The sequence below is a fragment of the Streptomyces sp. NPDC001816 genome, assembly GCF_042892235.1.
Taxonomy (GTDB): domain Bacteria; phylum Actinomycetota; class Actinomycetes; order Streptomycetales; family Streptomycetaceae; genus Streptomyces.
On sequence record NZ_JBIATY010000029.1, the window covers coordinates 1 to 9,460 of the forward strand.

The 9,460-nt window shown below is 71.6% G+C and carries 14 protein-coding genes and 1 pseudogene; 5 read left to right on the forward strand and 10 right to left on the reverse strand.

What is annotated here, in order from left to right; genetic code table 11:
• Positions 1-502 precede the first annotated feature (502 nt).
• From ACFYZZ_RS45215 to ACFYZZ_RS45235, 5 genes are all read right to left on the reverse strand, one after another.
• Positions 503-658: a hypothetical protein gene (locus tag ACFYZZ_RS45215; protein WP_389189921.1), complete on the reverse strand. Its 156-nt coding sequence runs from the start codon at positions 656-658 to the stop codon at positions 503-505.
• A gap of 50 nt (positions 659-708) precedes the next feature.
• Positions 709-936 carry a hypothetical protein gene (locus ACFYZZ_RS45220; RefSeq protein ID WP_389189923.1) on the reverse strand — a complete coding sequence of 76 codons (228 nt, stop codon included), beginning with the start codon at positions 934-936 and terminating at the stop codon, positions 709-711.
• 164 nt (positions 937-1,100) lie between these two features.
• On the reverse strand, positions 1,101-1,532 hold the full coding sequence (locus ACFYZZ_RS45225; protein ID WP_389189925.1) for a hypothetical protein: 432 nt from the start codon (positions 1,530-1,532) through the stop codon (positions 1,101-1,103).
• Between the two features lie 629 nt (positions 1,533-2,161).
• On the reverse strand, positions 2,162-2,833 hold the full coding sequence (locus ACFYZZ_RS45230) for a hypothetical protein (RefSeq protein ID WP_389189927.1): 672 nt from the start codon (positions 2,831-2,833) through the stop codon (positions 2,162-2,164).
• A gap of 34 nt (positions 2,834-2,867) precedes the next feature.
• Positions 2,868-4,331 carry a membrane-associated oxidoreductase gene (locus ACFYZZ_RS45235; RefSeq protein WP_389189939.1) on the reverse strand — a complete coding sequence of 488 codons (1,464 nt, stop codon included), beginning with the start codon at positions 4,329-4,331 and terminating at the stop codon, positions 2,868-2,870.
• Between the two features lie 136 nt (positions 4,332-4,467).
• Between ACFYZZ_RS45235 and ACFYZZ_RS45240 the strand changes: the two genes are divergently transcribed.
• The gene (locus ACFYZZ_RS45240) at positions 4,468-4,665 is read left to right on the forward strand and encodes a hypothetical protein (RefSeq protein ID WP_389189947.1); all 198 of its coding nucleotides are present in this window, start codon (positions 4,468-4,470) and stop codon (positions 4,663-4,665) included.
• 270 nt (positions 4,666-4,935) lie between these two features.
• Here the strand turns inward: ACFYZZ_RS45240 and ACFYZZ_RS45245 are convergent.
• Positions 4,936-5,079: pseudogene (locus tag ACFYZZ_RS45245) on the reverse strand (hypothetical protein); the annotation flags it as partial.
• Here ACFYZZ_RS45245 and ACFYZZ_RS45250 point away from each other — a divergent pair.
• Positions 5,064-5,330 carry a TetR-like C-terminal domain-containing protein gene (locus ACFYZZ_RS45250; RefSeq protein WP_389189929.1) on the forward strand — a complete coding sequence of 89 codons (267 nt, stop codon included), beginning with the start codon at positions 5,064-5,066 and terminating at the stop codon, positions 5,328-5,330. The pseudogene ACFYZZ_RS45245 and the gene ACFYZZ_RS45250 sit on opposite strands and share 16 nt — an antisense overlap.
• A gap of 108 nt (positions 5,331-5,438) precedes the next feature.
• Entirely contained in the window at positions 5,439-5,666 is a 228-nt protein-coding gene (locus ACFYZZ_RS45255; protein WP_389189931.1) for an SHOCT domain-containing protein, read from the forward strand.
• Positions 5,667-5,690: 24 nt separating this feature from the next.
• Here ACFYZZ_RS45255 and ACFYZZ_RS45260 read toward each other — a convergent pair whose 3' ends face one another.
• The 3 genes from ACFYZZ_RS45260 to ACFYZZ_RS45270 are packed head-to-tail and all read right to left on the reverse strand — an operon-like array spanning position 5,691 to position 7,749.
• Positions 5,691-6,551, reverse strand: a complete 861-nt coding sequence (locus ACFYZZ_RS45260; RefSeq protein ID WP_389189933.1) for a phosphatase PAP2 family protein — start codon at positions 6,549-6,551, stop codon at positions 5,691-5,693.
• The gene (locus ACFYZZ_RS45265; protein WP_389189935.1) at positions 6,548-7,366 is read right to left on the reverse strand and encodes a polyphosphate polymerase domain-containing protein; all 819 of its coding nucleotides are present in this window, start codon (positions 7,364-7,366) and stop codon (positions 6,548-6,550) included. Before ACFYZZ_RS45265 ends, ACFYZZ_RS45260 begins: the two co-directional genes overlap by 4 nt.
• Complete coding sequence (locus ACFYZZ_RS45270; RefSeq protein WP_389189941.1) at positions 7,363-7,749, reverse strand: DUF4956 domain-containing protein; 387 nt, start codon at positions 7,747-7,749, stop codon at positions 7,363-7,365. Before ACFYZZ_RS45270 ends, ACFYZZ_RS45265 begins: the two co-directional genes overlap by 4 nt.
• A gap of 29 nt (positions 7,750-7,778) precedes the next feature.
• Here ACFYZZ_RS45270 and ACFYZZ_RS45275 point away from each other — a divergent pair, with 29 nt between their 5' ends.
• Positions 7,779-7,859 (forward strand): hypothetical protein, encoded by an 81-nt coding sequence (locus ACFYZZ_RS45275; protein ID WP_389189943.1) that lies wholly within the window; start codon positions 7,779-7,781, stop codon positions 7,857-7,859.
• Positions 7,860-7,882: 23 nt separating this feature from the next.
• Here the strand turns inward: ACFYZZ_RS45275 and ACFYZZ_RS45280 are convergent, their stop codons facing one another.
• Positions 7,883-9,007 (reverse strand): MFS transporter, encoded by a 1,125-nt coding sequence (locus tag ACFYZZ_RS45280; protein WP_389189945.1) that lies wholly within the window; start codon positions 9,005-9,007, stop codon positions 7,883-7,885.
• A 105-nt stretch (positions 9,008-9,112) separates the two neighbouring features.
• On the opposite strand from ACFYZZ_RS45280, the gene ACFYZZ_RS45285 reads away from it, so the two are divergent.
• Complete coding sequence (locus ACFYZZ_RS45285; RefSeq protein WP_389189937.1) at positions 9,113-9,352, forward strand: hypothetical protein; 240 nt, start codon at positions 9,113-9,115, stop codon at positions 9,350-9,352.
• Positions 9,353-9,460 lie beyond the last annotated feature (108 nt).

Below are 9,460 nucleotides of genomic sequence, written 5' to 3' on the forward strand. Positions count from 1 at the left end.
GGTGTCGTTCAGCTCAGGCGTGTGCTCTCCGAGCGCCGAAGCGGCGAGAGGCCGACTGTCTAGCGCTGCGATTTGTTCTCGAAGGCAACGTGGGGTGGGTGTGGGGCCAGCAGCTTCGGGTCGTGGACAAGCCCAGCTCGGAGCGGATGTCCCACGCGGTCTGTAGATCCGCGGTCGATGAGGCAGCCCTGCTCAACGTCCATGGAGAAATCCTGGAGATGATCTTGAGATCGGGGGCCCGAAGCACCAACGTAGGCCGACGCACCCCAACACCCTGACCTGCGCATTTGCCACGAGCCGCAGCTCGGTGATCTTCCAGGGCCTAATTCGGGACGAAGGGGCCGTGGGTTCAAATCCCGCCACCCCGACGCTGGTCAGAGGCCAGGGAGTAAATTTACTCCCTGGCCTTTGTCGTGCCCGGGGGCCAAATAGGGGGCCAAACGAAGTTGATCAGGCCACCGCGTCGCCCTCTTCCTGGTCCTCCGCCTCCTCCCCTTCCCGGTCACCGCTGAAGATGTCGTCCATGGCTTCGGCGCCCCTTCGTGATCACGGGCCGGAGTTGCTTGCGGTAGACCGCCTCGGTCGTCACCTGCCTGCTGTGACCGACCAGCAGGGCGATCGTCTCCAGCGGGATGCCGTGGTCGGAGAGCAGGGACACGAAGCTGTGCCGAAGCTGGTCTTCGTCTCCCCGTGCTTGCACACCGAGCGTCAGACCGCGACGTGCGGCGGGATGCCGTTTCTCGTCTCCAGGAAGACGTGATCCCAGGTGAGCGGACGTGTCTCTTCCGTGGGGACACCGCTCAGGAGCGACAGCACCAGGTAGGCGTACAGCCTCGATCCGCGTGCGGCGGCGAGCGCGGACTTCGCCTGCTCCAGGTTCAGCGCCTTGTTCGGCCGGCCAGGGCGCCCTTCCGGTCCTCGCAGCGCCCTCGGCATCACTCGCACCGCGACGCCGATCCCGGCGAAAGGCCGCAGCCGAGCACGCCGCTGACGCCTCCGGCTGCGCGATGCACGACGGGCCCGACCGGTTCTCCCGGTCGGGCCCGTCACGCGCCTGCGCCGACAGCCGGCAACGGTCCCGCAGGCTGCCCGCTCGCCCGTCAGTCCCGGCGGATCAGTTCCGGATCGATTCGGCGGCCGACCAGCGGCAGTGAGCCCGCTGCCGCTGCCCCCACCGCTCCTGCCGCTGCCAGGAGCAGCAGGGGGATGCCGGCGACATCCCAGCGGATGCTGCCGCCGCCGGTGATCAGATAACTGGACTCGGCGAGCTTCCCGGTGACGACTGCCAGGCCGAGTCCGAGTCCGAGTGGCAGCACGACCTGGAGGCACTGCACGGTCCGCATCGTCCGTGCCCGCGCCCCGATCAATGTGACGGCGGTGACCTGCGCCCGGCGCTCGACCGCGCGGTCGGTCACGGAGACCAGGAAGGCGGCGACACCGATGAGCAGCCCCATGATCATGCCGAGGGCGAGGAGGGTTTCGACGACCGAGATCTGTTCGAGTCCCTGGACGTTCAGTCCGACCAGTTCCACCTCGGCGATGGGGGCGACGGCTCCGATGCCGTCCAGGACGCCACGGACCGTGCCGGGTTCCGAACTGCTGGTGAGTACGAGTTCCGCGTCGCGGGGGCGGGCGTGTGCGGGCAGCGCCGATCGCCACGTCGGTGGGGTCGAGGCCGTGGGACCAGGTCAGCCTGGCGTCGATGCCGGGGATGTCACGGAGGGAGGCGTACGAGCGCAGGGTGCCACGCGCTTCGGCGATGGGCGTGCCGTTGCGCAGGAGCCGGGCCCGGCGCAGGCTGGTGGGCCGCAGCTCGTAGGTGCGCTCGCCCACCACGGCCGTGCGGGTGCGCGATCTCCGGTGCAGGGCCCAGCGGTTGCCGTTCCCCCGGCGCGTGGGGACAACCTGTCCGTTCACCTTGATCTGGCCGTGGTCACGGTCGGGCACGACTGTGACGGGCGGCATGCCGGACCCCTGCACGAGCGCGATGACGGCGGGCCCGCGGTTGTAGCTGATCCGTATCGGCCCGAACGGGCTGTCGGCCGTACGGTGCTGGGTGAGCTGGATGGTACGGCGCCGGCTGAAGAAGGACATGGTTGGATCGGCTCCGGAGACGGGGAGTAGGGGACGGGACGGGCACGCGAGGCGACACCGGCCGTCGTCAGCTGCGGGGTGGTCCCGGATGCCAGGACCGGTACGGCGCGGCTCCTGGCGCAGATTGCGGATGCGGCATCGCCCTGGGGACCGGGCGGTGGGTGCGCAGCAGTGCCTCGAACCCGTCCCGCAGTTCCCGGGACTTGTCGGGCCGTGCGGTGTAGGCGACGACGGATCCGTCGACGCGCTGGAGCGTCACCACGGCGCCGGTGCTCGGCTCCCCCTGGCCCAGCCACACTCCGCCGAGGGCAGTGGCAGGCACCCACCCCGGCTCGGACTCCGGGCCGCCCTCGCGCCATAGGCGCAGTACCTTCCGCCGATAACCCGGGATCAGCAGACCCGGGAGCGTCACCACGACGAGGAGGAAGAACACGATGCTCCCCACCACCCCGGCCGCCCAGCGCAGCAGCGCGAGGAGAGCCGCGTAGCAGGCCGAGACGAGGAACACCCAGAGGCAACCCACGGTGACGACGTGCGGCGCACCAGCCTTGTTCAGCAGGCTGTAGAGGCCCACCGAAGCGAGCAGTACCAAGACCGTGACACATCCGGCCGTGTCGCCGAGCAACGCTTCAGCGACATGGCCGGCGAGCCGGTCGCGTCTGACGACGAAACCGTGGTCGTGGAATTGGACACGTACCCGTCCCCCGGGCGTGGCTCTGACGCCTGCGATCTCACGCATGCCGCTCACCCTAAAGGGACCTCCGTCGCTGCCGTCACTGGCGGCTGACGTTCCTGGTCACGCCGGTGACGACCGTCGTGGCGAGGATCCAGCCGGTGATGATGAGGGCGTAGGACAGCGCCTGGTACCAGCCGTCCGGTGCGAAGGCGTCCTCCTGGCCGAAGGAGATCACGGGTAGCAGCAGGTCGAGAGTGTAGAAGACCGGGTTGAAGTGCGGGGCCTCCGACGCCTTGAGGGGGCGGGGGTGGTGCAGGGCGTACGCGACCGAGCCGACGGCCAGCAGGGACAGGAGCCAGGCGCAGGCTCGCAGCGGACGGAAGCCGTAGCCGACGGTGGCGTCCTGGACGTAGCCCCACAGGCGTCCGTACCAGGCCCGGGTGGAGCGCAGGCGGCGCTGCTTGGCGAGTTGGACGAGGCGGGCGGCGTGGTCGTCGCCGGCGCGGCGGTAGGCAGCGGTCAGCTGTTCGTAGGCGTCGGGGACGTAGCCTTCGCCGTCGCGCTCCAGCATGGGCAGGCGGCGTTCGGCGGGCTCGTGCGGGGTGAGGGTGGTGTAGACGAGGCCGCTGAGAAACACATCGGCCGGCACCGTCTCCGGGTCCAGGACCAGCACCTCGATCTGGGCCCGGCGCAGATTGAGTGCGCCTTCCATGGGCGGGCTCTTGCGCAGCCAGAGTTCGCCGACGGTGCAGCTGCTCGCGCGCAGCGCCGCGTCGCCGGGATTGGACAGGGACGCGTACGACAGGTCGAGCCGCCCGGTGATGCGGGCGCCGCGCAGGCCGATCCAGCCCTCCGTGCGGACGTGCCGCATGTGGAAGTCGCCTTCCACGAGCAGTGTCTGTGCGTCGAGGGCGACGTTGTCCGGATGGCTGAGCCGTGCGTCGTCGAGGCTGGCCGAGCCGGCGATCGAGGTGCTGTTGAGCGTCACCTCCCCGTGCGTTCGCAGCCCGGGAGCCCAGAGGTCGTCGCCGATGGTCGCGTGACCGAGCCGGAGCGCGGGCCGCGCGGTGTCCGGCGGGATGATCTCTGCCCCGCTCAGGAAGAGCGGCCCGCCGATCTCCGTCCCGCCGAGCCGCACCGGTCCGCGGAACCGGCAGCGCGTCAGGTGCAGGATGCCCTCCACCCGCATGGTGGCGGCGGCCAGGCCGGGCAGTACGGAGCCGGTGAGGTCCAGCTCGCGGAGCCGGGAGGCGTACAACTGGGGCACGTCCTCGAAGAAGCAGTGGCGCAGTTGCACCGGATGGTCGACCGTGCCGTACTGCAGGTCGAGTACGCCGGTGATGCGCGCGCCGTCCAGTCTGAGGGCGGCTATCTCCCCGTCATGCTGCGGCCCGTCCAGGAGAAGGGCGCGCAACACTGCTGCGCGGACAGTCCGTTCAGGGCCCCAGCCCTCCCCTTGGGTCGGGTCCTCGTCCTCCGCCGTGCGGAAGTCCACCGCCGTGCCCCTGGAAAAGGCGCGCCAGACCCGCAGTTCGGCAGGCTCAAGATCGTTCATGTCCATCAGTCGGGACTCTGGCGTCACGCCCGGGCACTGTCAACTCCCTTGAGTGTCAACTCCCCTTGACCTCGGACCGCGGGCGTAACGACGCGAAGTGGCGGGTATGGACGACGCGCGTTCGTCGTGCGGCGGAGGCGCGATGCTGACCATTTTGATCTCGGTCCTGGCAGTGCTGGTGTCCATGGGCTCCTTGGCCATCGCCTACACGTCCAACAGGCGTTCCCACATGCCCGTCCTGCAGTTCATCTCCGGGCGGCGCTGGTGGCCTCAGCGCTTCGGGCTCTCCCGTCGGCGTGGTGGATGGGCTGACCCGGTGCTCTCCTACCGACCCCAGTGAAGCCCCGGGCCCGCTGTCGCCGTGGCCGGTGTCGATCGCGGACAGGCGCTTCCTTCGCGTGATCGGCCTGCGGCCGCCTGGCGCAGTCGTACGGCGGCGTCCAGGCCGGTGCCCGGGGCCGGGTGCAGGCTGATGTCTCCGCCGGAGGCGTGGACGAGGTGGCAGACGATGGGCAGGCCGAGCCGGTGCCGTCGTTGCGGGAGTCGGAGGCGCCCAGAAGCGGTCGAAGGCGCGGGCGCGCTCGGCCTCGGTCATGCCGGGGCCCTGGTCGATGACGTGGAGTTCGGCGCCGGGCGCGCGGTGGAGGGTGATGGTGGTGCCGGGCGGGGAGACGCGCAGGGCGTTGGCGACCAGGTTGTCGATGATCTGGTCCAGTGCCCCGGGGTACGAGCTGTCGGGTGCCGTGGCCCTCAACCGGCTCCTGCGCCCCGCCGCAGCCCGGCACCCTCGACCCGCAGTGGCTCGCGCAGCTGGAGGAGGTCCGCGAGCACGTCGGCTCGGAGCCGCCCCTGGAGGCGCTGTACGTCTTCGTCCTCGCCTGGCCCCGCCTGTACGGCATGGTGTCGATGGAGGCGTTCGGGCACCTGGCCTTCGCGCTGACCGTCCCCGGGCCGGTGTTCGAGCAGACCCTGCGCGAAATCCTGGCACTGCTGGGAGGCATGTGACCCGCTGCGGGGAGCAGCGGGGCGAGGGACAGTGGGAGGAGAGAGCCTCACCGGGAGGTGGGCACAGTGTGGTACTGGCATGACGGTGGCTGGGCCTGGATGGCCTTCATGCCCATCGTGTGGATCGTGCTGCTCGGTCTCGTCGTGTGGGCGGTGGTCCGGCTCACGCAGCACTCGACGGGGCGGGACGGCGGGCAGGCTCCGGCTCCGGGGTGGCCGCCGCGGGAGACGCCCGAGGAGATCCTCGACCGGCGCTTCGCCTCCGGTGAGATAGACGCGGCCACCTATACCGAGGCACGCGAACGCCTCGCCGCCCACAGGCCGAAGCCCCAGTGAGCGCGGCGAGGCGGTGGGCGTCGGTCAGTGGCCGCTGACCATGAGTGTGTAGTCGCCGATCAGGTCGCCGAGGAGGGTTCCGGCGGTGAGGTCGCCGGCGACGTGGCCGGCCATGTAGAGGCGGGAGTAGAGGACCTCGTCCTGCATCCACCGGTAGTCCTCGGCCCGGTGGGGCGAGAGCGCGCTGAGGAAGGTGACGGCCGCGGCGGCGCGGGCGGCGTGCCGGGAGGGGTAGGAGTACGGGCCCTTGGCTCCGGGCTTGATGTGCTTCTCCGGGCGGAGGGTCGGGTCCAGGACGAACGGGGCCTGCTGCTTGTCGAGGGCGGCGAGCTGGTCGCTGACGGTCTTGGCCAGCTTGAGGGCCGCCTTGAGTTCGGCCTTCTCCGCCGTGCCCTGCGCGGCCGGGATGAGTTCGCGCTGGTCGTGCAGGTAGCGCTTCCAGACGTCCTTCTTGCCGTTCAGCTCCAGCCAGGTGGCCGCCTTCTTCCCGGCGGCCGTACGGGTCTTGGCGAGGGCCTGGACCTGGTGGAGTTCGGCGGTGCGGTCCTTCGCCGCGGGCGGTGCGGGGACCTGCCGGGCGGCCCAGGCGGCGAACGCCTTGTCGTCGCGGGTGGTGCCGTGCGCCTTCTTCCACTGGGCGAAGAGGGCGTCGGCCTTCTTGCGCTGGGCGTCGGCCTGCTTGCCGATCGGGGTGATCTCGGCGTCCGTGAAGAGGACCGGCGGCGGGTTCTGCCTGATGCGGTCGGTCGCCGAGAGCTTCTGCTTCGTCTGCTTCGTCGAGGAGACCGTGGGCAGCAGCTGCGGTCGCAGCAGGCCGAAAGCGGCGGCGGACACGGCGAGCAGCGCAATGACCGCGTACTGCCATTTGATGCGCAGGGCCTTCATGCGGCGGGGGTCCTTTCGAGGAGCGGTGCGGGAGGGGCCTCGGCGGTGAAGTGCGCGCGGGCGAGACGGCGTACGTCGTTGTCGGGCAGGCCCGGCGTGAGCAGCGACTGGCCGACGATGTACTTGCTCAGAGAGACGGGCCGGGCGCCCAGGCGCAGCAGGAGGCGGTCGGCGGGGGCGGGGCGGGTGCCGCCCTTGGTCTCGACGAGGACGTGACCGGGGTCGAGGCCTGCGGTGCGGTCCCCGTGGTGGCAGGTGAGGGCGCCGTCGAGGGTGACGCGCGTTCCGTGGTCCAGGTCGGCGAGGGCCGCGCGGACGTAGCGGATCTCCACGGCGGGGGACAGTGCCGCAGTGGTGACGGGGACGGCCGCCCGGCGCAGTACGTCGTCGATGAACTCGGCCGCGGAGTCGTCCAGCCGGCCGTAGGCGTGGGTGGGGGCCTTGAGGGCGTGTTTGACCGTGGCGCCGCGCCCGTCCTTCGTCTTCACCTCCACCCGGCACAGCCCGTCCTCCGCGTACAGGCGGGTGCGGACCTTCCAGCGCCGGCGGCGCCGCTGCACATGGGCCCGCCAGGCGCCGAGCCGCTCGGTGTCGAAGTAGGTGCTGAGGTAGCTCGTCGTACGGCGGCCGGCCAGGTCGAGGACGTGGTGGCTGTCGGCCAGCCCGTCGACGAGGAGGCGTGCGCGGTCGAGCGGGATCAGGTACTTGCGGTCGGTGCGGTGCTGGAGCGCGGCCGCCGCGTCGACCTCGGCGAGCGTGGCGCCGCGCAGTGCGGACAGGCCCAGGCCGGCGGCGAGAGGCGAGGCCGGGGTCATGAGACGGTCACCTGCTCGCGCGGCCCGGCGTCCTCGGCAGTGGTGGACTCGCCCGGTACGGCGGGGTAGCGGGCGGAGACCCGGGTGGTCTCGCGGACGTAGTCCACCTCGTCGACGACCACCGACAGCGGTGCCTGGCCGAAGCGGAACGCGACGTCGGCGGCGATCACGGAGGGGTCGTCGTAGACGCGGTCCAGGGTCAGCTTCACCGTGCGGGTCGGCGGCTGGTAGGCGCGGGGATCGTCCACCAGCAGCACCGCCACCAGCACCACCACGTCCACCGCGATGACCAGCCAGGTGGCGCGCTCCGGCAGTCCGGTGCACAGGGCTATGACCAGGCTGACGAAGGTGTAGGCGACGTCGCGCAGGGTGAAGGCGAGGATCCGGCCTGGGGCTCGCCTTCGTGCAGGCGGTGGCCGCGGCGCACGGGGGCACGGCGCGCGCGGAGAACTCGGGGGACGGGGCAACAGTGACGCTCGACCTGCCTTGCTGAAGCGCCCTTTCGGGGCGCCGTCCTCAGCCCCGGCGGACGAACGCCAGCGCCGCCCCAGCCCCCACGACAATCCCCAGCGCGCCGAAGCCGTAGGGCAGCGAGGCACCGGTGGCCACCGCGGCCACCAGCAACGGCCCACCCGCGTCGCCGAGTTCGCGGCCCAGTTCCGCCGCGCCCATGGTCTGGCCCAGCCGCTCCTGAGGTGTCGAGGAGGCCAGCGCGGCGAAGCCCAGCGGGGTGATCAGGCCCGTGCCGAGGCCGATCAGGGTGGCGCCCACGAGGATGCCGGTCAGTCCCGGCAGCATCGCGCAGACCAGGCCGGCCGCGGTGACCGCGAGTCCCACGCCGAGACCGGACCGGGTCGTGAGGCGCCCTTCGTCCAGGACCCGCCCGGCGCGCGGCTGCACCACGGCGGCGCAGGCGGCGAGCAGCGACACCGCGGCCCCGGTGGCCACCGTGCCCAGTCCGGCGGCGCGGCCGGAGACGGGCAGGAAGCCCACACCGACCGAGAGGGCGGCGGTCGCCGCGGCGAGCGCGCCGGTCGGGGCGAGGAACGCCGGGTCGGCGAGCCGCCGGGCCAGGTCCAGCACCGTCTGCCGGGCCTTGGGCAGCGGCGGTACGACGGGCACGGCGAGCGCGGCCCAGACGGCGACCGCCGCCCCGAGCACCGCCAGGACCGCGAACAGCAGCCGCAGGCCCCCGGCCCACACCAGGACACCGCCGAGCAGCGGACCGAGCGTGTAGCCGATGGACTTGTAGAAGCCGTAACTGCCGAACGCGCGGCCGTGCCCCGCGGCCGGGTTGAGGCGGGCGACCAGGGCGGAGGCGGACGGCGAGAAGGCGGAGGCCGCGGCCCCCTGCCCGAACCGGGCCGCCCACAGCCAGCCGGGGCTGTCCGCGACGACGTACAGCGCGGACGCGACGGCGAAGCCGACGAGTCCGCCGAGCAGCACGGGGCGGGCGCCGACGCGGTCGGCGAGGGTGCCGAAGACCGGCTTGAGGAGCACCTCGGCGCCGTCGTAGAGGGCGAGCAGCCCGCCCAGCACCAGCAGGGAGGTGACCGCCTCCTTGGATGCGCCGCCGAGGCTGGCGGCGATGCCGTGTGCGCCGAAGGCGGTGGTGAACCCGGCCGCGTACAGCGGCCACATTCGCCGGGCCGGCGCGGTCTCTGGCACGGAGCCGAATGTAGCAGCGCCTCAGGCAGGAGGTCCGAGACCCATTGCACCCCGAGAGTTACTTGCGCAAGGCCTAAAATGTTCTTCGTGGAGATGACCGACGTGACGGGCTGGGAGACCGCGGTGCTCGAGGGCGGGCCCGCGGACGGAGTGCGGATGAAGGTCTCCGACCGGCCGCGCGTGATCCAGGTGACGTACCCCTGCCGGATCGATGCATCGCCGCCCGGTGTGCACGCCGAAGCGGTGTACCTCTACCGCCGGGACTACGCCGTGAACGACGAGCCGCTGCGGTACGGCTTCGACGTCGCCAGCCCCTGACCGTGGATCAGTGGATCAGTCGTCGGAGTCGGGCTTGGTGCGTGCCGCCGCGTAGGCCTGGGCCGGTGTCATGGGAACGCCGCCCAGCTCCACCGTCTTGTAGGGGCT

Bases quoted from the DNA above. Each gene is read 5' to 3' on its own strand.
- ACFYZZ_RS45260 (WP_389189933.1), bottom strand. From the start codon at position 6,551: ATGAAGGCCCTGCGCATCAAATGGCAGTACGCGGTCATTGCGCTGCTC.
- ACFYZZ_RS45255 (WP_389189931.1), top strand. From the start codon at position 5,439: ATGCCCATCGTGTGGATCGTGCTGCTCGGTCTCGTCGTGTGGGCGGTG.
- ACFYZZ_RS45280 (WP_389189945.1), bottom strand. From the start codon at position 9,007: ATGTGGCCGCTGTACGCGGCCGGGTTCACCACCGCCTTCGGCGCACAC.
- ACFYZZ_RS45240 (WP_389189947.1), top strand. From the start codon at position 4,468: ATGCTGACCATTTTGATCTCGGTCCTGGCAGTGCTGGTGTCCATGGGC.
- ACFYZZ_RS45265 (WP_389189935.1), bottom strand. From the start codon at position 7,366: ATGACCCCGGCCTCGCCTCTCGCCGCCGGCCTGGGCCTGTCCGCACTG.
- ACFYZZ_RS45230 (WP_389189927.1), bottom strand. From the start codon at position 2,833: ATGCGTGAGATCGCAGGCGTCAGAGCCACGCCCGGGGGACGGGTACGT.
- ACFYZZ_RS45285 (WP_389189937.1), top strand. From the start codon at position 9,113: ATGTTCTTCGTGGAGATGACCGACGTGACGGGCTGGGAGACCGCGGTG.
- ACFYZZ_RS45235 (WP_389189939.1), bottom strand. From the start codon at position 4,331: ATGGACATGAACGATCTTGAGCCTGCCGAACTGCGGGTCTGGCGCGCC.
- ACFYZZ_RS45220 (WP_389189923.1), bottom strand. From the start codon at position 936: ATGCCGAGGGCGCTGCGAGGACCGGAAGGGCGCCCTGGCCGGCCGAAC.